At 70.4% G+C, this 21,876-nt stretch carries 25 protein-coding genes and 1 tRNA gene; 13 read left to right on the forward strand and 13 right to left on the reverse strand.

Going from position 1 to position 21,876, the window contains the following annotated elements:
• Positions 1 to 71 precede the first annotated feature (71 nt).
• Positions 72 to 548, forward strand: a complete 477-nt coding sequence (locus EXE41_RS14465) for a MaoC family dehydratase (protein WP_137691369.1) — start codon at positions 72 to 74, stop codon at positions 546 to 548.
• 5 nt (positions 549 to 553) lie between these two features.
• On the opposite strand, the gene cyaB is transcribed toward EXE41_RS14465, so the two are convergent.
• Positions 554 to 1,132, reverse strand: coding sequence for a class IV adenylate cyclase (cyaB, locus tag EXE41_RS14470; protein ID WP_049929995.1), 579 nt, complete (start codon positions 1,130 to 1,132; stop codon positions 554 to 556).
• Between the two features lie 176 nt (positions 1,133 to 1,308).
• On the opposite strand from cyaB, the gene EXE41_RS14475 reads away from it, so the two are divergent.
• Entirely contained in the window at positions 1,309 to 2,244 is a 936-nt protein-coding gene (locus EXE41_RS14475) for a peptidylprolyl isomerase (protein WP_137691370.1), read from the forward strand.
• Positions 2,245 to 2,394: 150 nt separating this feature from the next.
• On the forward strand, positions 2,395 to 2,655 hold the full coding sequence (locus tag EXE41_RS14480; protein WP_049929993.1) for a hypothetical protein: 261 nt from the start codon (positions 2,395 to 2,397) through the stop codon (positions 2,653 to 2,655).
• 22 nt (positions 2,656 to 2,677) lie between these two features.
• Here EXE41_RS14480 and EXE41_RS14485 read toward each other — a convergent pair whose 3' ends face one another.
• The 4 genes from EXE41_RS14485 to EXE41_RS14500 all read right to left on the reverse strand — a co-directional run bounded on the left by EXE41_RS14485 (position 2,678) and on the right by EXE41_RS14500 (position 5,298).
• Entirely contained in the window at positions 2,678 to 3,298 is a 621-nt protein-coding gene (locus tag EXE41_RS14485; RefSeq protein WP_086215340.1) for a transcriptional regulator, read from the reverse strand.
• A 104-nt stretch (positions 3,299 to 3,402) separates the two neighbouring features.
• Positions 3,403 to 4,101, reverse strand: a complete 699-nt coding sequence (locus EXE41_RS14490; RefSeq protein ID WP_137691371.1) for a P-loop NTPase — start codon at positions 4,099 to 4,101, stop codon at positions 3,403 to 3,405.
• 93 nt (positions 4,102 to 4,194) lie between these two features.
• Positions 4,195 to 4,569, reverse strand: a complete 375-nt coding sequence (locus tag EXE41_RS14495; RefSeq protein ID WP_049929990.1) for a YlbF family regulator — start codon at positions 4,567 to 4,569, stop codon at positions 4,195 to 4,197.
• 69 nt (positions 4,570 to 4,638) lie between these two features.
• Positions 4,639 to 5,298: an alpha/beta hydrolase gene (locus EXE41_RS14500; protein ID WP_049929989.1), complete on the reverse strand. Its 660-nt coding sequence runs from the start codon at positions 5,296 to 5,298 to the stop codon at positions 4,639 to 4,641.
• Between the two features lie 230 nt (positions 5,299 to 5,528).
• Between EXE41_RS14500 and dph2 the strand changes: the two genes are divergently transcribed.
• On the forward strand, positions 5,529 to 6,572 hold the full coding sequence (dph2, locus tag EXE41_RS14505; RefSeq protein WP_086215337.1) for a diphthamide biosynthesis enzyme Dph2: 1,044 nt from the start codon (positions 5,529 to 5,531) through the stop codon (positions 6,570 to 6,572).
• A gap of 61 nt (positions 6,573 to 6,633) precedes the next feature.
• Here the strand turns inward: dph2 and EXE41_RS14510 are convergent, their stop codons facing one another.
• Positions 6,634 to 6,846 carry a hypothetical protein gene (locus EXE41_RS14510; RefSeq protein WP_089307809.1) on the reverse strand — a complete coding sequence of 71 codons (213 nt, stop codon included), beginning with the start codon at positions 6,844 to 6,846 and terminating at the stop codon, positions 6,634 to 6,636.
• Entirely contained in the window at positions 6,843 to 7,043 is a 201-nt protein-coding gene (locus tag EXE41_RS14515) for a hypothetical protein (RefSeq protein WP_049929984.1), read from the reverse strand. Before EXE41_RS14515 ends, EXE41_RS14510 begins: the two co-directional genes overlap by 4 nt.
• A gap of 235 nt (positions 7,044 to 7,278) precedes the next feature.
• On the opposite strand from EXE41_RS14515, the gene EXE41_RS14520 reads away from it, so the two are divergent.
• Positions 7,279 to 8,355, forward strand: a complete 1,077-nt coding sequence (locus EXE41_RS14520) for a HAMP domain-containing sensor histidine kinase (protein WP_086215335.1) — start codon at positions 7,279 to 7,281, stop codon at positions 8,353 to 8,355.
• Between the two features lie 6 nt (positions 8,356 to 8,361).
• On the opposite strand, the gene EXE41_RS14525 is transcribed toward EXE41_RS14520, so the two are convergent.
• Positions 8,362 to 8,811 carry a TIGR00725 family protein gene (locus EXE41_RS14525; protein ID WP_137691372.1) on the reverse strand — a complete coding sequence of 150 codons (450 nt, stop codon included), beginning with the start codon at positions 8,809 to 8,811 and terminating at the stop codon, positions 8,362 to 8,364.
• A 135-nt stretch (positions 8,812 to 8,946) separates the two neighbouring features.
• On the opposite strand from EXE41_RS14525, the gene EXE41_RS14530 reads away from it, so the two are divergent.
• From EXE41_RS14530 to EXE41_RS19365, 3 genes are all read left to right on the forward strand, one after another.
• On the forward strand, positions 8,947 to 9,603 hold the full coding sequence (locus EXE41_RS14530) for an HAD family hydrolase (RefSeq protein ID WP_049929980.1): 657 nt from the start codon (positions 8,947 to 8,949) through the stop codon (positions 9,601 to 9,603).
• 109 nt (positions 9,604 to 9,712) lie between these two features.
• Positions 9,713 to 12,082 (forward strand): ATP-dependent DNA helicase, encoded by a 2,370-nt coding sequence (locus EXE41_RS14535; protein WP_094552308.1) that lies wholly within the window; start codon positions 9,713 to 9,715, stop codon positions 12,080 to 12,082.
• Between the two features lie 160 nt (positions 12,083 to 12,242).
• Positions 12,243 to 12,395, forward strand: coding sequence for a hypothetical protein (locus EXE41_RS19365; protein WP_167373063.1), 153 nt, complete (start codon positions 12,243 to 12,245; stop codon positions 12,393 to 12,395).
• A 69-nt stretch (positions 12,396 to 12,464) separates the two neighbouring features.
• Here EXE41_RS19365 and EXE41_RS14540 read toward each other — a convergent pair whose 3' ends face one another.
• From EXE41_RS14540 to EXE41_RS14550, 3 genes are all read right to left on the reverse strand, one after another.
• Positions 12,465 to 13,640, reverse strand: coding sequence for a Xaa-Pro peptidase family protein (locus EXE41_RS14540; RefSeq protein ID WP_137691373.1), 1,176 nt, complete (start codon positions 13,638 to 13,640; stop codon positions 12,465 to 12,467).
• A gap of 75 nt (positions 13,641 to 13,715) precedes the next feature.
• Positions 13,716 to 14,327: a translation initiation factor IF-2 subunit beta gene (locus EXE41_RS14545; RefSeq protein WP_049929975.1), complete on the reverse strand. Its 612-nt coding sequence runs from the start codon at positions 14,325 to 14,327 to the stop codon at positions 13,716 to 13,718.
• A 96-nt stretch (positions 14,328 to 14,423) separates the two neighbouring features.
• A tRNA-Met gene (locus EXE41_RS14550) sits at positions 14,424 to 14,498 on the reverse strand.
• Between the two features lie 335 nt (positions 14,499 to 14,833).
• Here EXE41_RS14550 and EXE41_RS14555 point away from each other — a divergent pair.
• On the forward strand, positions 14,834 to 16,450 hold the full coding sequence (locus EXE41_RS14555; RefSeq protein WP_137691374.1) for a long-chain-fatty-acid--CoA ligase: 1,617 nt from the start codon (positions 14,834 to 14,836) through the stop codon (positions 16,448 to 16,450).
• A 39-nt stretch (positions 16,451 to 16,489) separates the two neighbouring features.
• On the opposite strand, the gene EXE41_RS14560 is transcribed toward EXE41_RS14555, so the two are convergent.
• The gene (locus tag EXE41_RS14560; protein WP_049929972.1) at positions 16,490 to 16,861 is read right to left on the reverse strand and encodes a DUF5779 family protein; all 372 of its coding nucleotides are present in this window, start codon (positions 16,859 to 16,861) and stop codon (positions 16,490 to 16,492) included.
• A gap of 112 nt (positions 16,862 to 16,973) precedes the next feature.
• Between EXE41_RS14560 and EXE41_RS14565 the strand changes: the two genes are divergently transcribed.
• The 4 genes from EXE41_RS14565 (at position 16,974) to EXE41_RS14580 (ending at position 21,520) form a co-directional block, all read left to right on the forward strand.
• Positions 16,974 to 17,651, forward strand: a complete 678-nt coding sequence (locus EXE41_RS14565) for a thioredoxin domain-containing protein (protein WP_137691375.1) — start codon at positions 16,974 to 16,976, stop codon at positions 17,649 to 17,651.
• Positions 17,652 to 17,753: 102 nt separating this feature from the next.
• A complete protein-coding gene (locus tag EXE41_RS14570) occupies positions 17,754 to 19,076 on the forward strand; it encodes an MFS transporter (protein ID WP_241987258.1) in 1,323 nt (440 codons plus the stop codon).
• A gap of 178 nt (positions 19,077 to 19,254) precedes the next feature.
• Entirely contained in the window at positions 19,255 to 20,028 is a 774-nt protein-coding gene (locus tag EXE41_RS14575; protein WP_049929967.1) for a prephenate dehydrogenase, read from the forward strand.
• Positions 20,029 to 20,053: 25 nt separating this feature from the next.
• Positions 20,054 to 21,520, forward strand: a complete 1,467-nt coding sequence (locus tag EXE41_RS14580; RefSeq protein ID WP_049929966.1) for a small ribosomal subunit Rsm22 family protein — start codon at positions 20,054 to 20,056, stop codon at positions 21,518 to 21,520.
• A gap of 61 nt (positions 21,521 to 21,581) precedes the next feature.
• On the opposite strand, the gene EXE41_RS14585 is transcribed toward EXE41_RS14580, so the two are convergent.
• Positions 21,582 to 21,876: SOS response-associated peptidase (locus EXE41_RS14585; protein ID WP_137691376.1), on the reverse strand; the 295-nt coding region annotated here is incomplete at its 5' end.

The following is a 21,876-nucleotide window of genomic DNA, read 5'->3' on the forward strand; positions in this document are numbered from 1 at the left end:
GCGGGCAAATAAAACCCGACGGCCGCCCCGAGAGCGGTACCGATTTCACGCCGCCGGTCGAGCGGGGGCCCATGCCCGGACTGTACTACGAGGAGTTCGAAGTCGGCGAGACGATCGACCACGCGACGCGGCGGACGATAAGCGAGGCCGACAACCAGCGCTTCTGCGACATGACGATGAACCAGCAGCCGCTCCACCTCGACGCCGACTTCGCCGCGGAGACGGAGTTCGGCGAGCGACTGGTGAACGGACTGTACACGATGTCGCTCGCGGTCGGGATGTCGATCCCGGAGACGACCGACGGCACCATCGTCGCGAACCTCTCGTACGACGGCGTCGAACACCCGGACCCGGTGTTCCACGGCGACACGATCCGCGCCCGCTCGACGGTCACCGACAAGCGCGAGACGAGCGACGGCGAGCGCGGCGTCGTCACCATGCGCGTGGAAGCGTTCAAGATCGTCGACGGCGACGACGACGTCTTAGTCTGCGAGTTCGAGCGGACGGTCCTCTCCGAGAAGCGGCCGACGGGGGACGGGGACGGCTGACTGCCTCAGTCGTCCTCGCCGGCGAGCAGCAGCCCGAGGTAGGAGGTGCGAACCTGGTCGTCGGCGTCGAGGCCGAGCCGGTCGAGCGCCTCGATCGCTGCCTCGCGCGCCGCGTCGACCTCGCTTTCGGACTCGACGGCGCGTTCGATCTCGACGTACTCGTCGAGCCCGGTGACGGCGTCGAGCGTCACGGTGAACCCGTCGTACGCCCAGAACTCGCGCCGCTTCTCCACCGTCGCGGCCGGCTCGAAGCCGAGCCCGGAGAGGGCCGCCGCGAGCGCCTCTCCGTCGTCGACGCCCGTCTCGTGTTCGGCGCGGGTCTTCGAGGCCTCGTCGAGGAGGGGTCCCTTATACGTGATCGTCGCCGCCGGGTCGTCGGCGGAGGACGCCGACCCCTCGCCGTCCGACAGCGGCATCTCGCGCCGGATCCGGAGCGCCTCGTCCGTTTCGGCGAACTCGCGGTGCGGCGCGTCGTAGTACGTGTCGCGCTGTCGCTTGGCGGCGACGTGCTCGGCCCCGACCTCGCGGAGGCGCTCTCGCGTCGCGTCCAGGTCCGCCGGTACCTTGATCTCGACCTCGTACATGCCCGGCACTGCGGTCGGACCGCTCATAAGGAGCGCGGGACGCCGCCGTGCTCCGCGACGAACCGCCGCGACCCGTAGGCCGGCGCGTCGGCCGCCGAATCGCCGCTGTCGCCCGCTCGTCGGCGGGCTTCGGGCCGAACCGTGCTTCTTAAGGGTGTAACAGGTGACCTTCAGGTATGAGCGATCAGGAGCAAGCGGACGCGGCCGCCGAGGCCGAGGAGACCGAGACCGAGACTGACGCTGACGGACTCGAAGACGGCGACTTCGTCCGCGTCGCGTACACGATCCGAACGGCCGACGACGACCGCGTCATCGACACGACCGACAAGGAGACGGCCGAGGACGCCGAGATCGACGTCGACGAGTACGACTTCGAGCCCCGGATCATCGCGCTCGGTGCCGGCCACGTGTTCCCCTCCGTCGAGGAGGCGTTCATCGGCGGCGCCGTCGGCGACGAGGGAACGGTCGACGTCCCGGCCGACGACGCCTTCGGCGAGTACGACCCCGACGAGGTCGAGACCGTCAAGGCCGACAAGATCCCCGAGGACAGCCGCTACCCCGGCGCGCAGGTCCAGATCGACAATCAGCAGGGCCACCTCGAGACGATCATCGGCGGCCGCGCCCGCGTCGACTTTAACCACCCGCTCGCCGGCGAGGACCTCGAGTACGAGTACGAGATCCTCGAAGCCATCGACGACCGCGAGGAGCAGGCCGCCGGCATGCTCGGGATGTACCTCCAGGAGGCGCCCGAGGTCCGCATCGAGACGGAGACCGAGGAGGAGGAGACCGTCGCGGAGGACGAGGACGGCGAGGAGACCGTCGAGACCGAGGAGGTCGAGAAGGACATCCTCTACGTCACCGCGACGCAGGCGATGCAGATGAACCAGCAGTGGATGTTCCAGAAACAGCAGATCGCGCAGGACCTCATGGACCGCCTCGACCTCGACCGCGTCGTGATCGAGGAGGTCATCGAGGGCGGCGGCATGGGTGGCCTCGGCGGCATGATGGGCGGCATGGGCGGCGCCGGCGCCGACGATGTCGACATCGAGGAGGCGCTCGAGGACGTCGACGTCGACGCCGACGAGATCGTCGACGAGATCGACGAGGAGTAACGGACCCCGTCGCTGCCGGGTTTCGCTTCTTCGAGACGCTGGTGCCTCGAGCGGCCGCGCTACGCCGCCACTCACTCCGGTGGCTCAGCCCGCAGCGTCAGGTCGACCGACGAACGGATCGCTTTTGCCCGACGCCGCGCCCACACCGGTATGGAGATCGAACGGGCACGCGAGGACGCGCTCGTCGCCGCGGTCGCGGGCGCGACGACCGTCGCGGTCGCGTTGTTGTCGAGCTTCACCGCCGTCGTCTCGGTTGCGACGCTCCCGACGCTGGCGCCGCTCGCCGTGTACGCGTCGTACCTCTTCTCGCGGAAGGGCGGGCCGTACGGAGCGTTCGACACCGCGCGAAACTGGGCGATCGCTTCGGCCGTCGTCGGCGCGCTGACACTTCTCGCGTCCGTCGTGTCGTAGCCGAATCAAGCGATCGGCCGCGTCAGGCGATGTCGCGGCTCGTGTCGACGGCGACCTCGTCGGTGAGTTTCAGCTTCAGCGGCTCCTCCAAGGCGGCGCCGCCGCGGAACTTGGCGACGACGAGCCGGTTCGCGATCTCGGTCCCGGTGACCGTCGTCCGGAGGTCGAACACGATGTCCGCGACCTGTTCCGTGATCCGGCGCGCCTGCGGGTCCTCCCCGCCGCGGAGCGCGTGGAGCAGCGCGACGCCGTCGGCGTCGTCGACCCGAGCGCGCACGCCGTCGAGGAACTCGGCGTACGCCGCCGGAGACGCGCCGCGCTCCAGCGGCTCCACGGAGTCGACGATCAGCGTTCCCTCTTCCGGGAGATCGGTCGTGAGCGACGCCGCCTCGTCGAGGTCGCCGACCTCGTCGGTGGCCTCCACCGTCGTCTCCCCGTCCCCGTCGCGGCTGAGCGCCGCCTCCACCGCCCCGGCCGATCGGACGGTCGTGAGGTAGCGGCACCTCCGAACGCGGGCGAACCGGTCCAAGATGAGCTCGGACTGGCTGTCAGGGTTCGCCTTCAACACGACGACGCTACCGCTCGGGAACCCCCCGCCGAACTGTCGGTCCAGCACCGAGACCCCGGTCGGAAGCGTCTCCATATGATCGCTGCCGCCCGTGGAGGTTTGGGTCTGTCGGTGGCGGCTCTCTCGACCGGTCTCGCCACCGAAATCCGCCGCCCCGGAGTCGGCCGCGTCCGTGATTCTCACGCGATCTGCCACCCGTCCGCCGCCGCCGTCTCGCCGAGTCGCCGAGCGAGTTCGTCGTACGCGCTCCGGACCGCGGGGTCGGACAGCGGCTCGGCTCCGCCGTCGGGAACCGCACCGAGGACGGGACAGCCGAGCAGCGTCGCAACCGAGTCCGGTACGCTCGCCTCGCCGACGGCGACCGCCCCGACCGGCGGGCAGTCGAGGCGGCGAGCGATCGCCGCCGTCTTCGCGGCGTCACGGAGCGCGGCGCGGCGGAGCGGCGTCGCGATCAGCGCGCGGTCCGCGGCCCGAAGCGGCGCGGCCGCGTCCGCCGACGCGCCCGCCGGGCAGTCGAGCAACACCGGCGCGCCGTCGGGCGTCGCGCCGTCGAGCGCCGCGAGCGCTCCGAACGCGTCGACCGATCGCGGCGCGTCCGGGGCGGCGAGAACGGTCGGCTCGGAGCGGTCGGGACGGACCGGAACGGTCCCGCGGACCGCGTCGCGGACCGTCGTCTCGTCCTCTGGACCGCTAGGGAGATCGGGATCGGCCGGACCGCTGTCGGTCGCGGTCTCCGCTGCGAGCCGCGCGAGGTTCGGCAGATCCCAGTCGGCGTCGGCCGCGATGGTCCGCGCGCCGCGCCGCGAGAGTGCGCGCGCGAGCCCGAGGGTGGTCGTCGTCTTTCCGCTTCCGCCCTTGCCGCCGGCGACGGCTATCACGGGGGTGGTGCGTCGGTATTCGTCATAAGGAGCGGGCCGGTCGCCGGGGGTGCGGGCGTTCGGCTCGCCGGAACGACGGGCGTAGTCCGCGAGTCAGTCCTGACAGCAGCCGCCGGCTTCCCCGCCGAAGTCGACCGCGAGGGGCTCCGAGATGGCTTCGTTGATCGCTTCGAGGGTCTCGTTCAGCTCGTCTTGCGCGTCGAGGTACTCGCTCATCACCGGCATCGAGTGGAGCTCATCCTGCGCCTCCTGAACGCGCTGAAGTTCGGCGTTCGTCGCCTGCCCGGTCTGGCGGGCCTGCATGAACTCCGCGCGAAGCTGCTCGAACTCGTCGATCGCCGCTTGTACCTCCTCGTCTCGCTGGACCGCGGCCCTCGTCTCCTCGAAGCGCTCGTACTCCGGGGTTTCGGCGATGCGTTCGCCGAGCTCTCGACCGAGGTCCTCGATGGAGACCTGTTCGACGCTCATGTTCTGACATCGTGGCCGAGCGGTTTGAACCTGCCGGAGCCGGGGCTCGGCGGCGACGTTCGGGGTTCGCTACGCCGTCCGAGACGCGACGAACTCGACGACGGCATCGAGCTCTTGCGGGCCAATGCCGTGGCCGCCCGGGAAGCTCCCGCTCGCGACATCGGCGTCGAGAGTTTCGAACCGTTCGACGGCCGCGGTCGTCCGCGACTCGGGAATCACCCGGTCGCCGGCGCCGGCGCCGACGAAGACCGGCTTCCCCTCGATCCCGTCCGGGTCGAGGTCGGCGTGCGACTCCGCGAGGTACCCGTGGAGGGCGACGACCCACGCGTAGCGGTCAGGGTCCTCCAAGAGGAGCGAGAGGCTCGTTATCGCGCCCTGACTGAACCCGAGCAGCCCGAGCCGGTCGGCGTCGAGTCCGTAGGCGTCGACCGCGCGCTCGACGCTCTCACCGATCAGGTCGAGGCTCCGCCGGAAGTCGTCGGCGTCTGGTTGGCTGGACTCCAGCCCGCCCGCCGAGAGGTCCAGTTCGTACCACGTGTACCCGCCCTGAAGCGGATCGGGAGCGCGAAGGCTGACGACGTGGAGCTCGTCGGGCAGTTCGGCCGCGACCGGGAGGAGGTCCTCCTCGTCGGCGCCGCGCCCGTGGAGGACGAAGACGGCGGGCGCGGGCTCGCCGCCGGACTCCTCGTCGGGGGCGACGTGAACGTGTTCGAGCGGAATCTCGGTCATCGGTGCGGGGTTAGCGAGGGCGGCTGTTAGGTCCGTCGACCGCGGCAGCGCGTCGGTTCGTCGGGCCGCTCGTCGTCTCAGGATCGGCCGACTTGGACGCCGAGTGCGACGCGTCGAGACGCCGTGACGACCCCGGCGCGGGGCGAGGGATTCCGACGATCACGAACGTCTGGGACGAAACTCGGGGTCGAACGCGCCGTTTAACCGTCCTGCCGCACAATCCGGTCGACATGAGCGGCTCCACCGAGGGCGACCTGACGAAGACGGGGATGGCCCTCAAGCACGACCGCGAGTGGGACTACGAGCTCGACCGAATCTTGGAGGCCATCGAGGAGCGCGACGCTTCGAAGGTCGGCTTACAGTTCCCCGAGGGGCTCAAGCGCCGCGGTCCGAAGGTCGCGGACGACCTCCGCGAGGTCGCACCCGACGACGTCACGTTCATGCTCTCGGGGCAGCCCTGCTACGGGGCCTGCGACCTCGACACGTACCTGATGCGGCGGACGGACGTGTTCGTTCACTTCGGCCACACGCCGATGAAGGAGTCCGACAGCATCGTTTACGTCCCGCTGTTCTCGAACGTCGACCCGTTCCCGATCATGGAGGACGCGCTGGAGGAGGAACTCGCGTCCCCCGAAGAGGACGCCGACGTGGGCCTCGTAACGACCGCCCAGCACATGAACCGGTTCGAGGAGATGACGGACTGGCTGGAGGAGCGCGGCTACGAGGTCCACACCCGCCGGGGCGACGACCGCCTCACGAAGGAGGGGCAGGTGCTCGGCTGTAACTACGCCTCCGCGGACATCGACGCCGAGCAGGTGCTGTACGTCGGCGGCGGGAAGTTCCACCCGGTCGGGCTGGCGATGGAGCACCCGGACAAGCGCGTCGTCATCGCGGACCCGGTCAACAACGCCGTCTCGGTCGCCGAACACGACCAGTTCCTCAAGCAGCGCTACGCCGCGGTCCACAAGGCGATGGACGCCGAGAAGTGGGGCGTCATCTTCTGTACGAAGATCGGGCAGGGCCGCTGGGAGAAGGCCCAAGAGATCGTCGACAACAACGACAACGCCTACCTGATCACGATGGACGAGGTGACGCCGGACCGCCTCCGGAACTTCGACATGGACGCGTTCGTCAACACCGGCTGCCCGCGGATCACGACCGACGACGGCCCGCGGTTCCACAAGCCGATGCTGACGCCGGGCGAGTACGAGGCCGCGATCGGGGAGAAGCCGCTCGACTCGATCGAGTTCGACACGTTCCACGACACCTGGTAGGGCGGCGCACGGAAGCAGGAGACGCTATTTTTTGGGTACCGTCCTCGGAGCGGAATCGCCGTCACGCTTCGTTCGGCGGATGGAAAAAGAGCCCGTCGACCACGAGGGCCCCGGCCGCGAGCGACGCGCCAGCGACGGGAACCGCGTTCCCCTGCGCGAGGAGCGACCCGACCGCGTACACGGCGCAGAACGCGAGCGGGATCGCGAGCAGGACGAGGTCGGCGCGGTCGAGGCCGTCGAGGACCGCCCCCTGTCCGCGGTGGCTCCCGCTCATTCCATGTACCCGAGGTCGCGGAGCTTCTGTGCGATCTGCTTCGCCTCCGCCTCGGAGACCCCGTCGTCCGACTCCATCTCCTGAACAACGACGTGTTTCACGAACTCCTTGACGGAGCCGAACGGTTCGTCTTCAATGTACTCCTCCACGTCCGCGACGAACTCCTTCCGCAGCGAAATCGTGGTGTACTCGCTCATTGGCAAACATCTCCCGCTCCGCCGACAAAAATTTAATTATATCTAATTAGGCCGTTCCGCGGCCCGACACGCTCGATCGGTGAGCGTTCGTCGAAGGGGCCGGCCTCGCGAGCGATCGGCTCGGCGAGCGCCGAGCGGCGAACGACCAACATTCGATGGAAGCGGGCCTGCCGGCGCGCGTCGGAACAACGTTTATCTGCCGAGCGGACGGGCGTTGAGGGTAAGGTTCTCCGTGATGTCCACACCCAGCGGTTCGATCACCGTCGTCCTCGCCGCGGGAACGCCCGACCGAGCCGCGGAGCTGAAGGACTCGCTTGAGCGCGCGGACGACCGCCTCGCCGTCGAGCCGGTCGCGGGGGCCGACGCGGCCGCGGAGATAATCGAGGACTCGCCCGTCGATTGTCTGGTCACGGTCGGCGACCCGGCGGAACCGACCGGCCTCTCCCTCGTTTCGACGGCCCGCGATCGGCACCCGGAGCTTCCGATCCTGGTTTGCCCCGACCAGACGCTCGACGCGCCCGCCGTGTCCGCGGCGTTCGACGCGGGCGCCACCGACGTCGCGAGGGCGTGTCCCGATTCGGACCGGACGCCCGTCCTCGTTCACCGGGTATCGAACGCCGTCGCGTCCGCCCGCGCCGTCGCGGAGGCGGAGCGGCAGCGCGACCGGTTCGAGGAGTTCGTCCAGGGCGTCTCTCACGACCTGCGGAGTCCGCTCAACGTCGCGCAGGGTCGGCTCGCGATGGCGCAAGCGGAGGGCGGCGGCGAACACGTCGACGACGCGGCGTCAGCGGTCGACCGGACGCTGGAACTGCTCTCCGACCTGTTGACGCTCGCGGAACAGGGCGAGCGGCCGGAAGACCTCGATCCGGTCGAACTGGCGGCCCTCGCCGACGAGTGTTGGGCGAACGTCGCGACCGGCGACGCCACGCTGACCGTCGACACCAACCGGCGTATCCTCGCCGACAGCGGGCGGCTGAAGCGGCTGTTGGAGAACCTGTTCCGGAACAGCGTGGAACACGGCGGCGACGACGTGGTCGTCGTTATCGGCGACATCTCCCCGATGTACACGACGACGCGCGCCGGCGTGGTCCTGCCGGCCGGGTTCTTCGTGGCGGACGACGGCCCGGGAATCTCGCCGGAAGCGCGCGACCGCGTGTTCGAGGTGGGGTACACGACGGGCGCGAACGGGACCGGCTTCGGACTGAACATCGTCAGCGAGGTCGCCAGGGCCCACGGGTGGGAGGTCACCGTCTCCGAGGGGGCGCGAGGCGGTGCCAGGTTCGACGTGACCGGCGTCGAGTTCGACGACTGACCGGCTTCAGTCCGCACCCGCGGCCCGCTCGACGTACGTGACCGCCGCCGTTGGCGAGTCGACGGCCTCGACGCCGTCCACGTCGTGCGTGTCGATTCCGGCCACCGGACGGCCCTGCGCGAGTGCGAGCCCGATCTCGGAGAGCGTGCCCCCCGCCCCGTCGACCGCGACCGCGGCATCCCCATCCATGACGACGAGGGCGTTACGCGCGTGGCCGAGCCCCGTCGCGATCGGCGTCGTGACGTGGGGGTTGGCGTCTCTCCGGTCGTCGGTCGGGAGGATCCCGATCGTCTCGCCGTCGGCCGCCCGGGCCCCGCGACAGACAGCCGCCATGACGCCGCAGAGGCCCCCGCAGACCACGGCGTGGCCCCGCTCGGCGAGCCGCTCGCCGAGGGCCTCCGCGACCGCCGCCGTCTCCGGACCGATCGTACTCCCGCCGATGACGCTGACGCGCATGGCCCGTCGGTGGGTCCGCGCCGGGTAAAATCGGTCGGTCGCGGCCGCGAGGGGCGTCGAGACGGGCTCCCCGCTGATTCTCGTCGTCGAGACGCCCACTGAAACCCTTATCCCTGCCGGCCGTGAATGAGGGCTATGACGTACGATACCGTCGTGTTCGACAACGACGGTGTCCTCGTGGGCCGCACGCGCTTCGACGTGCTCCGGGATGCGACCCGGAACGCGTTCGAGGAGTGCGGCGTCGAGGAGCCCGATCCGGACGACGTAGAGCAGATGACCATCGGTGCGACCCCCGGTAGCGTCGGCACCGTCTGTCAGACGTACGACCTCGACCCGGGGTCGTTCTGGCGGACGCGCGACGACGTGGTGTCGCGGGCCCAACAGCAGGAGGCCCGTCAGGGACGCAAGACGCCGTACGACGACCTCGACGAGCTCCAGGACCTCGACGTCCAGATGGGGATCGTCTCGTCGAACCAGCAGGCAACCGTCGACTTCCTCGTCGATCACTTCGACGGGTTCGACCGGATCGGCGCCGCGTACGGTCGCGAGCCGACGATCCACTCGCTCCAGCTCCGCAAGCCGAACCCCCACTACATCGAGCAGGCGCTCGGCGACCTCGACGCGGACAACGCCCTGTTCGTCGGCGACAACGAGTCCGACGTGCGCGCCGCCGAGAACGCCGGGATCGACTCCGCGTTTATCCGCCGTCCCCACCGCCGCGACTGGGAACTGAACGTCTGGCCGACGTGGGAGATCGACCGGCTCTCCGACCTCCACGACATCGTGGAGTGAGGCCGAGCCCCTTCCGAGCGTCCGCTTTCCGGCAGCGACGCGTCGACGACGACCGCGGGCCGCGTCCGGCGATGAAGCGTTTAAATCGCATGGTGCGTAACTCGCCTCCGTGACCGACTCGCCCCCGTGGGCCGACCTCTTCGGCCATCCCGAACCGTACCCCGAGCAGGCCGACGGCATCGACGCCGCCGTCGACGCCGCCGCGGACGGCGGCTTCCTCGCCCTCGAAGGCGCCTGCGGGACGGGGAAGACGATGCTCGCGCTCACTGCCGGGCTCGACCGCGTCCGCGACCCCGACTCCGACTTCGAGCGGGTCTTCGTCCTCACCAGCGTCAAACAGCAGCTGCGCCAGTTCGAGACGGATCTGCGGGCGGTGAACGAGAACCTGCCGAGCGACTACGACCCCGTCTCTGGTCTCACCCTCGTCGGGAAGGCAGACGTCTGTCCGTACGCCCGCGAGAACCGGGGCGGGATCGACCGCGAGAACGTGTACGAGCGCTGCGAGGGGCTCCGCGAGCGGACCCGGAACCTCGTCGGCGACGGCGGCGCGACGACGACCGCGAACCTCGTGAGCGAGGCGCGGAGCCAGCAGGTGGGACTCATGGACTCGGGGTCGGCGGGACCCGCCGGCGGGACTGCCGCCGCCGACTCGGGCGCGCCCGACGCCGACTACCTCTCCGTCGACGGCGAGCCGACGCCGTATCGCCCCGACACGGAGGAGTACGACGACGTGGAGTTCTGCCCGTTCTACGCCGGCTTCCTCGACGACCTGCCGGAGGACGGCGAGCCCGCCGAGGCGGTCCCGTTCGACGTGACCGAGCTCGGCCACGTCGACGCCGACGAACTCGTCCGGCTCGCGGCGGGCCACGGCTCGTGTCCGCACTCGATCATGGGCGCGCTCGTCCCCGAGGTCGAGGTCGTCATCGGCAACTACTATCACGCGTTCGATCCGGTGACGACGGGGACGTTCACCGGCGCGCTCCTCGACGACTCGACGTTCGTCGTCTGCGACGAGGCGCACATGCTCGAACCGCGCGTCCGGGACCTCGTGAGCGACGCCGTCGCGGACGCGAGCCTCCGCGACGCCGAGAACGAGCTCACGCGCGTCGTTCAGCCCCTCTCGTTCGAGAGCGCGGGCGCCGAGTCGGACGACGCCGCCCTCGTCCGTGGCGAGCTGGAGGACGCGGACGTGACCGTCGAGGAGATCGAGGCGGTCCGAGAGTTCTACGCCGACCTCCGCGGCGAGCTCGACCGCCGCGTGACCGCGCACCTCGACCGCGAGCGCCCGGACTGGCGCGCGTCGATGCGCGACCTCGACGACGAGGAGATCCCGCTCCGCGACCCCGAGGAGCCGGGCGAAGACGCGATCACCGAGTGGGCCGACGGCGAGGGGTACGGCGAGCGCGTCTGGGCGCGCGCCGAGCAGGTCGGCGCGGTCGTCAAGCGCGTCCTCGACTCGCTCGAAGACGAGGACAAGCAGCGCGCCGCGCCCGGGGTCGGCCGCACCCTCAACGCCTGGTATCGCCAGGGACACACCGACTTCTTCCGCGCGATCGAGCTCGAACGCACGTTCGACGAGACGGAGCCGCCGGACTCGTGGCGGCGCGCGTACAACGCCCGCCTCGCGCTCCACAACTGCCTTCCGAGCGAACCGATCGGCGACCGGCTCGCCGAGTTCGGCGGCGGCGTCCTCATGAGCGCGACGCTGGAGCCGATGGACCTCTTCCGCGAGGTGACCGGACTCGATCACCTGGCCGAGCGCGGCCGCCCGGTCATCGAGCGGACGTACGGCCTCTCGTTCCCCGAGGAGAACCGCGCGAGCCTCGCGGTCGACGCGCCGAAGTTCACCCACCAGAACCGCGGCGCGCCGGGGGAGGAGAACCCGACGCGGCTCGCGCACCTCGACGCGACGGCCGCGGTCGCGCGCCGCGACGGGAACGTCCTCGTCGGCACCCCGAGCTACGCAGAGGCGACGTGGATGGCGGAGTCGCTCTCGGCGCGGCTCGACAAGCCTGTCCTCTTAGACGAGTCCTCCGGCGACCGAGAGACGGAGTCGCTGAAGGACGACTTCTTCGCCGGCGACGGCAAGGTGCTGGTGACGAGCCTCCGCGGCACCCTCACGGAGGGCGTCGACTACCGCGGGGACCGGCTCTCGGCGGCCGTCGTCTGCGGCGTCCCGATCATCAACACGGCGCGACCGCAGACGCGGGCGGTAATCACCGCCTACGACTGCCGGTTCGAGTCCGGCTTCGAGACGGCCCTGACGGTGCCCGCCGTCAGAAAGGCGCGGCAGGCGGTCGGCCGCGTCATCCGCGGACCGGACGAGCGAGGCGTCCGCGTCCTCCTCGACGCCCGGTACGCCCGCGACTCGTGGAACGCGGTCAGGGAGTACCTGCCCGATCACGAGCGGGAGGAGTACCAGCCGGTGAGTCCGGACATGCTGGATGTCGCGCTCGACCGGTTCGAGTCGCGCCGGTAGCCGGTGACTAACAGCGCGTTCAATGCGAGTAGGCAGCGCGTTCAATGCGAGTAGGCAGCGCGTTCAATGCGAGTAGGCAGCGCGTTCAATGCGAGTAGGCAGCGCGTTCAATGCGAGTAGGCAGCGCGTAACTACGTCTCCGGGGAACGTGTGTCAACGTATGGAACCACCCTCTCCCGGCGAACTGTACCACGTCGTCTGTCGCGAGTGCCCCTTCGAACGGCTGATCGGAATCGCGGGAGACGCGGACGACTACGGCCGCAACCACGCCGCAGACACCGGTCATCGAGTGGTGATCGACCGGGTCGAGTGAGTTTCGGCTCGCCCGGTCCGACGGTTTCGAGCGGGCCCGGTCACCCCGGCCAAGGCGTTTGAACGACCCTCAGACGACGTTCGAGTCGATGTCGCGCGGGAAGTTCGTGAGTCGCTCCGTTCCCGACTCGGTGATCGCCACCGTGTCCGAGTGTCGGTAGCCGTACTCGTCGGTGTACAGCCCGGGCTCGATCGTGTACACGTGGCCGGGCGCCATCACGGCGTCATCGCTGTCGTAGCGCTCGCCCCAGCCGCGGTCGATGTACGGCGGCTCGTGGGCGCCGAGACCGATGTTGTGGCCGACGTGGTGTTGCGCTAGGTCCGTCACGCCCTGCTCCTCGAAGTACTCCCAGACGACCTCGTCGACCTCGGCGACCGGCACGCCGGGACCCAAGGCGTCGATCGCGAGCGTCTGCGCTTCCAGCATGAGCTCGAAGTAGTGCTCCTGTTCGTCGGTGTAATCGCCGACGAACATCGTCCGTTCTAACTCCGAGCGGTAGCCGTCGACGTTCGCGGTCGCGCCCGTAACGAGCACGTCGCCCTCGGAGAGCCGCTCGTTCGGGGTGTGCCCGTGCGGGAGCGCGGTCTCCTCGCCGGAGATGTAGCCCGCGTGGACCGGCCCGTCGCCGCGGACGCGGACGCTGTAGGCGTCGCCGAGCGCGTCGAGCATAGCGCGCGACGCCTCCGTGGACGCGCGCTGCGAGACGGTCGCCGGGTGCGCGCCCGGTTCGGAGTAGTCGGCGAGGTAGCGGTGGCCGAGGTTCGCCCACTTCGCGGACTCGCGAATCAGGTCGACCTCCGCGCCGGACTTCGCCCAGCGCATCCGGTCGACCCACGCCTGGGCCCTGACGTCGACCGAGTCGGAAAACGCGGGCCCCTCGTACCCCATCACGCCCGGCGGGCCGTCGGCGTCGGCGGCTATCGTCTCGGCGCCGAGGTCGCGCAGCATCTCGACGGTGACCGAGACGGGCTCGCCACCGGGATAGTCGAAGTAGTGGTGGACGGCGTCGATCCGCGGGTTGGGCTCGACGCGCTCGACCTCCAGCCTCGGGACGGTTATCTCGACGCGGTCGTCGGTGACCGCGAGGACGACCGGCCGCTCCGTCTGGATGTGGTGGAAGCCGGTGAGGTACTCTATCGCCGTCGCGCCGACCCACGTCGCGGCGTCGGCGTCGGTGTCGGCGAGCCGGTCTCGGACGGCGGCGAGCCGGTCGTCGAAGGCCGACTCGGGAAGTCGCGTGGCCATGGCTCAGGGATGTGCGAACGCGCGCATAAAAAGTCGGGTAGCGGAACGCGAAGTACGGGCGTCTTCGGCGCCGGCTCAGCTCTCGCGGCGAGCGAAGGCGAGGTTGCCGGAGACGTTCTTGATGTAGGCGGTCACGGTCTCGCCCTCCTGCGCGCCGGGGACGAAGATGGTGTACTCGCCGCGCTCGGCGACCCCGTCGCCCTTGCGGCCGGTGCCGACGATCTCGAGCTCGTAGGTGTTGCCCGACTCGACGGCGTCCTCCTGCCGCTGGGTGTCGGAGGTGTTCTGCTTCGCCACCGGTCGGAAGGCCCCGCAGGCCTCACAGCGGAGCATCGGCGTCCGGTTCTCGGTCTCCAGTCGCGTGTCGGGGAGGCCGCACTCCGAGCAGGTGACGAACGACTCGATGTACGAGTCGATCGCGGCCTGGAAGTCGCGCTCGCGGAAGTTCCCGCTGTAGCGCGCGCGGCCGTCCTCGTACTGCCCGGCCGTCCCGAGCTCCTGCTGTATCTTCGAGTGGACGTGTTCGGGGTCGCGGCTCAGCGCGTCGGCGATCGCGGAGAGGTTCGTCAGTCGCGTGAACGCCCCGTCCTTCTGCGTTTCGGGGTCGGGTACCGACAGCCGCTCGTCGGAGCCGCCGAGGTCCGGCACCTCCTCCATCGCGCGGTCGAGGCTCGATTCGTAATCCATACGCGATGGAACGACAGCGCGACGGAAATCGCTTCCGGGTTCGGAGCGGCGGCCCGGAATGGACCCGGTACTAGGAGAGTGGCAGTCGGCCAGAAGTAGCGGGAGGTAGATTTGAACTACCGATCTCCGGGTTATGAGCCCGGCGGAATCTCCTGGCTATCCCATCCCGCTATCGTAGCACAATCGCGTGTGACTGTTAAGGGTTCTGATCCCGCCGCCGGTGTGCGATTCGTCCACGCGTCTGCGCCGTTCGCGTTCCCCCGAATCGGTGCCGCGGGGACGTTCGATCACTCCTCGCTCGCGGCTTCGCCGTCCTCCGCTCGCGCCGCGATGGCCCTGATCCGTACTCGCAGCGCGAGAACCGCATATCCATCGCTGAACACCGATCCGACGGACCCGTCGATCACTTCCCGACGGTCCGCGGCCGAGCGTAAAAATGATCCCGGGACCGCCCCTCCATTGCGTCGGCCGCAAACAATTTCACACATCATAGATAGTGATAGACGATGTACAAGCCGCTGTTGACGACGGACTTTCTGGACCGGGCGCGACGCCACTACGCCGACGAGGAGGCCGTCCTCGCGGTCGACGGGACGCGGTACACGTACGCCGAACTCGGCGACCGCGCCGACCGCTTCTCCGCCGCGCTTCAGGCGCGCGGGATCGAGAAGGGCGACCGGGTCGCGGTGTTGGACCCGAACACGCACTACCACTTGGAGGCCGCCTACGGCGCGATGCAGGTCGGGGCGATCCACGCCCCGCTGAACTACCGGCTTACGCCGGACGACTTCTCGTACATGCTCTCCGACGCCGGAGTCGACGCCATCTACGCCGACGCCGAGTACGCCCCGAACGTCGAGGCGATCCGCGACGAGGTGCCCACGGAGACGTTCCTCACGAACGACGCCGACGCGGTCGAAGGCGACTGGGAGTCGTTCGACGCGGCGCTCGACGACGCGGACCCGGACGCCTACGAACGGCCGGCAATGGACGAGGACGACGTGATCACGATCAACTACACCTCCGGCACCACCGGCGACCCGAAGGGCGTGTGTCGGACCCACCGGGCCGAGACGCTCCACGCGTACCTCATCTCCATCCATCAGGAAATAACGGACGACGACGTGTACCTCTGGACGCTACCGATGTTCCACGTCAACGGCTGGGGCCACATCTACGCGATCACCGGGGCCGGCGCTCGCCACGTCTGTACCCGCGGGGTCGACGTCGCCGAGACGTTCGACCGGATCCGGAGCGAGGACGTGTCGTACTTCTGTGCGGCGCCGACCGTCCTCAACATGCTCGGCGACCACCACGCCGAACACGGCGGCGCGACGGCCGGCGACAACGACGTGCGGGTCGCCACCGCGGGCGCGGCGCCGCCGGAGGCGACGATCCGCACCGTCGAGGAGGAGTTCGGCTGGGATCTCAAACACGTGTACGGCGCGACCGAGACGGGGCCGCTGATCACCACCTCCGACGCGAAGCGCCACTTCGAGGCGGACTCGGACGACCGCTTCGCCGTGAAGAAGACGCAGGGGATCGGCTACCTCGGCACCGACGTACGCGTCGTCGACGAGAACGGTGAGGACGTGGCCGCGGACGGCGAGACGATCGGCGAGATCGTCGTCCGCGGTAATCAAGTGATGGACCGCTACTGGAACAAGCCCGAGGCCACCGAGGAGGCGTTCTCCGAGCGGTTGGAGGGGTACTACCACATGGGCGATCTGGCCGTCGTCGACGAGGACGGGTTCGTCTCGATACAGGACCGCAAGAAGGACATCATCATCTCCGGCGGGGAGAACATCTCCTCGATCGAACTGGAGGACACACTCTTCGAGCACGACGTCGTCTCCGACGTGGCCGTGATCCCCGCGCCCGACGAGCGGTGGGGCGAGACGCCGAAGGCCTTTGTCGTCCCCGAGGGCGGCGACCCCGACGACGCGGGCGCGACGCCCGAGGACCTGAAGACGTTCGTCCGCGAGCGCGTCGCGGACTACAAGACGCCGGGCGAGGTGGAGTTCGTCGCCGAACTCCCGACCACCGCGACCGGCAAGATCCAGAAGTACGAACTGCGCGAGCGCGAGTGGGACGAGGAGGACCGGATGGTCGGCGAGGGATAACCGGCGCCTCTCCCGCGGTCGTACGAGAAAAGAAACCGTTCAGACCTCTTCGACGCCTTTCGGCTCTGCTTCGTCGGCGTCGTCCGCTTCGCCGGTCTCCGCCTCGGCGCCGCCGGAGTCGCCCAGTCGGTCCGTGTCGATGCTGACGCCCGGAGGAGTCACCACGAGGAAGCCGCGGAAGTGCATCAGCTCGCCGTCCATCTCCTTCACGTCGCGCGCGAAGGGGGCGGCGAGCTCGTTGAGGTCGCCCTCGATCGACAGCACCAGCGTGTTCCCGTAGTCGACGCTGCGGACCCACTCCTCCGGGTCGGTCGTGCCGTCCAGCACGCCGAGGACGACGTCGCCGGCCGCCGCGAACGCCTCGTCCATCTTCTCCTCGGCGTCCCGCAGGTCGAGGTCCCAGTCGCTCATACGTGGTCGTCGACAGGCGGCGGCAAAAACGTTCGGACGCGCGCCGCGTCTCCGGTCCGAGCCGCCGTCCGGTCGCGGAGTGGTTAAGTACGCACCGACCCCAGCGATAGGCATGGAACGCACGCGGCGGTCCCTGCTCGCGGCCGGGGCCACGGCCGGCGTCGTCGGTGTCGCCGGCTGCCTCGGCGGCGGAGGCGGCGACGGAAACGGCGGCGAACTCAGCCTCGACACGGGGTCGTACGACTGCTCGCTCTCTGAGCCGACGGACCCCGACCTCGACTACCGGCCGACGCTCGGGGACCCGGACGCGGACGTGGTCGTCCGGGCGTTCGAGGACTTCACCTGCGGGCACTGCGCGACGTACAACCTCGACCACTTCCCGACGATCCGCGAGGAGTACGTCGGCCCCGGACGGGTCCGCTACGAGCACTGGGATTTCCCGATCCCGGTCAACGAGCGGTGGGCTGTCCCGGTCGCCAGCGCGGCCCGCGGGGTCGGGATCCGTCACGACGACGAGGCGTTCTTCGAGTTCGCGAAGGCGGCCTACGAGTCGCAGGGGAACTACAGCGGCGAGGCGCTCGGCGCCGCCGCCGAGACCGCCGGCGCGGACCCTTGTGCGGTGTTGTCCGACGCGGAGTTCTCCACGTACGAGGCGGCTACGCAGGACGACAGGTCGGAGGGCTCGTCGATGGGCGTCGAGGGGACGCCGACGATCTTCGTGAACGGCGAGCCGGTAGAGGGCGGGTACGCCGCCGAGACGGTCGCCGCGGCGATCGACGCCGAACTCTGAGGCGCGTGACGGCCCCGGCCGGACCCGAGTCGTGAGGGAACTCTCCGGCCGATACTCTGCGGAGCGTCGGTCTTTTGCCCGTTCGCCCCGTCGTACCCGCAGATGAGCGACGGCGATTCCTCCGCCGCGACCGCGGCCGGCGGCGACCGCGCGGCCGAGATCGACACCGCCGGAGCCGCGGCCGACGCGACCGACCGCCGCCGGCTCGGCGCGGTCGTCCTCGCGGTGCTGATCTCGCAGGTCCTCCTCTACCCGGGCGTGCCGGACCTCGTGGTCGCGCTCGGCGCCCCGGCCGGCATCGACGCCGGGATGTGGTTCCTCGTCGCGGAGTTCGGCGCGTTCGTGACGTTCGCGGTCGTCTGGGGCGCGCTCTCGGACGCGCTCGGGACGCGAGTTCCGCTGATCGTCACCGGCGCGCTCGGCGGCGCGGCCTCCTACGTCGCGCTCGCGTCGCTGCCGGGACTCGGGCTCGGCTTCGGGGCCGCGCTCCTCGTCAGGGTCGTCGGGGGCGCCCTCACTATCGGCGCGTTCTCGCTGTCGATCACGCTGTTGATGGACCTTCGCGGCGGCAACGGCCGGAACATGGGGACCGCCGGGTTCGCCATCGGCCTCGGTGCCGCGGTCGGCTCCGTCGTCGGCGGTTCGCTCGCTGGCCTCGGCGCGCTGTACCCGGTGTACGCCGGGGCGGTCGTGCTGGCGGCGGCGGGGCTGTTGGCGGCGACGGTCGACGACCGAAGGAGGACCGCGGCCGCGAACAACTCGGAGGCGAGCGACTCGGCGAGTGAGACCGACGGGGGCGGCTTCCGGGACGTGCTCGCCCGCGCCCGGACGACGCCCGGCCTCCTCGTCCCGCTCGCGTTCGGCTTCGTCGACCGACTGACGGCGGGCTTTTTCGCTTTGGTCGGCGTCTACTACTTCCAGGACCCGGCGACGTTCGGGCTGTCAGCGGCCGGCGCGGGCGCGACCCTCGCGCTCTTCTTCGTCCCGTTCGCGCTCCTCCAGTCGCCGCTCGGCGCGCTCTCGGACCGGATCGGCCGCTTCCTCCCCGTGGTGGCCGGGTCGCTCGCGTACGGCGTCGCGACGGTCGGCGTCGGCGTGGCGCCCGCGTACCCAATCGCCGCGGCGCTGATGGTCCTCGTCGGCGTCTGCGGCGCCCTGATGGCCCCCGCGACGATGGCCCTCGTCACCGACCTCGTCGAACCGGAGGTGCGGGGCGCGGCGATGGGGCTGTTCAACGTGTTCGGCTCGCTCGGCTTCCTCGCCGGTTTCCTCGTCGGCGGGAGCGCCACGGGCGCGTTCGGGTACACGCCCGCGTTCCTCGCGGTCGGCGGACTGGAACTGGCCATCGCGCTCGCGCTGCTCCCGGCGGTCCGGTCTCTCTCGCCCGGCGCGGGCGTGATCGGTCGACTCGGCGCGGAGGGGTGAGACCGACGCCCCCGGCCCGGAGCGTCGCGTCGGGAGTCCTGCCGAGTCGGATCCCACCGCGCCCCAATCTCCGGCGCGTCCGAGCCTCCGGCGCGTCTAAGCCTCCGGCGCGTCCGATCCCTCGCCCGCCCCGAGGCGAGTCCTTTTAACCGGCGCGTCACCTCCGTTCGCGTAACCGATGGACCTCCTCGTGGTCGGCGCCGGCGAGATCGGTCGCTGGGTCGCCGACACCGTCTCGGCCGACGCCGCGCCGGTCGACGCGACCGTCGCGTTCGCCGACCGCGACCCGGCCGTCGCGGCCGACGCCGCCGCGGACCGCGACGCGAGGGCGGTCGACGCCGACGGGGACACCGCCCACGACGCCGTCTGCCTCGCGGTGCCGATGTCGGCGGTCCCCGCGGCGGTCGAGGCGTACGCGCCCCGCGCGGAGCGGGCGATCGTCGATGTCTCCGGCGAGATGACCGACGCGCTCGCGGCGATGCGCGAGCATGCCCCCGGCCTCGAACGCGCGAGCTACCACCCGCTGTTTGCCCCGCCGCGCGTTCCGGGGAACGTCGCGGTCGTCGTCGACGAGGGCGGCCCGACGGTCGACGGGCTCACCGACTCGGTCCAGGCGGGGGGCAACGACGTGTTCGAGACGACCGCGGACGAACACGATGCGGCGATGGAGACGGTCCAAGCGGGCGCGCACGCCGCGGTGCTCGCGTGGCGGCTCGCCGCGGACCCGGTCCGCGAGGAGTTCCACACGCCGGTGTCGGCCGCGCTGGAGGAGGTCGCCGACACGGTCACCGAGGGCTCGCCCGCGGTGTACGCGGAGATTCAGCGCGCCTTCGACGGCGCGGACGGGGTGGCCGACGCCGCGGCAGAGATCGCGGCGGCCGACGACGAGGCGTTCGCCGCCCTCTACGAGCGCGCCCGCGGCGACCGCGAGGGGCGAGACCGGCTGGAGTGAGCCGACGCGAAGCAGACGAGAAACCATGATCGACAGAACCGCGGTCCGGAACAACGCGAACTACCTGCGCAACGTCAGACCGATCGACCCCGAGGAGATCGCCGAGTACATCGAGGGGACGCCGCACCCGGCGGTCGTCCGCGAGACGCTCCGCGAGGAGGCGTTCGACCTCCGGCTCCGCGAGCGCGAAGACGGGGCGTTCGTCCCCGTCGAGGAGTCGCCCGTCGACCCACCGGGCTGGGCCCCGGAGGCACTTCCGGAGGCGTACGCGTTCGCGGTTGAGGACCTGCTCGTCCGCGAGTACGGCGCCAACTGGCACCGCGGCGAGTCCGGGGACGAGCTCCGCGAGCGGGTCCGCCAGCTGAAGACGGACTACCTCTACGAGAACGAGGTCGAGTACGACCGCGTCGCGGCGCTCGGCTACGCGATCTACCACCTCCCCGCGTACTACGCCACGGTCGGCCACGTCCTCGACGACCTGACCGAGAACGGCCTGCTCGACCGGACGCTCCGCGTCCTCGACGTGGGAGCCGGCGTGGGCGGCCCCGCGCTCGGCCTCCACGACTACCTCCCCGACGACGCGATCGTCGAGTACCACGCCGTCGAGCCGAGCGCCGCGACCGACGTGCTCGACCGGCTCTTGGAGGAGACCGGCCGCAACTTCCGGACGACGCTCCACGAGGCGACGGCCGAGGCGTTCCTCGGTCTCGACGAGGGCGAATCGCCCGCCGCAGCGACCGACGACCCCTTCGACATCGTGATATTCGGTAACGTGCTCTCGGAGCTCGCCGACCCGGTCACGGTCGCCGACGCCGCCCTCGACGCGCTCGCGCCCGACGGGAGCCTCGTGGCGTTCGCGCCCGCCGACCGGAACACCGCGGTCGGGCTCCGGCGGGTCGAACGCGCGCTCGTCGCGGGCGACGGGGACGGCGCCGGCCCGGGACGCGACGCCGAAATGTACTCGCCGGCGCTCCGACTGTGGCCCGACGCGGTCCCGAGCGATCCGGGGTGGTCGTTCGACGTGGCCCCGGACCTCGCGGTCCCGCCCTTCCAGCGCCGGCTCGACGAGGCGACGGCGCGCGGCGAGACCGACGAGCCGGGCGAGTTCGTCAACGTCGATGTCCAGTTCGCTTACTCGATACTCCGCCCCGACGGGCGGCGACGGGTCGACATCGAGGCGAGCGCGGAGCGGTGCGCGCGCATGGCCGAGTCCGAGCGCCACGTCACCGACCGGGTGAACCTGCTCGCGGTGAAGCTGAGCCACGACCTGAGCGAGGGAGACAACGCGCTCTACCGCGTCGGCGACGGCTCGCAGGCGACCGACCACTACCTCGTCTGTACCCGCGAGACCGCGCTGAACCGCGACCTCCGCGAGGCCGACTACGGGTCGGTGGTCTTCGTCGAGAACGGGCTCGTCCTCTGGAACGAGGACGAGGGCGCGTACAACGTCGTCGTCGACGACGAGACGGTGGTCGACCTCGTCGCGCCCTGAGCGGTCGCGGGCGCCGGGTCCGACGAGCCGGACCGCTCCGGCTCAGCCGTTGGCGTACGGTTCAGTCGCTGGCCACCGGTTCGATCAGGTCGGGCGCGTCGACGCTCGGCGAGTTCACCCGCGTCGACACCGGGTGCGCGGTGAGGTCGTCGCTCGGGTACGGGTCGAGCAGCGCTGCGGCCTCGTCGGGGCCCCCGTGGAGCCACGTCTCCTCCTCGCTCGCGTCGGGGTCGAGTATCACCGCCATCCGGTGGTGGAGGTCAGCCACGAGGTCGTTCGGCTCGGTGGTGACGATCGAGAACGTCTCGACCGCGTCCGGTTCGTCGCCCGTCTCGCCGCCCTCGCCCCCGCCGCCC

The organism is Halorubrum sp. SD690R (genome assembly GCF_005435035.1).
Classification (GTDB): Archaea; Halobacteriota; Halobacteria; order Halobacteriales; family Haloferacaceae; genus Halorubrum; species Halorubrum ezzemoulense.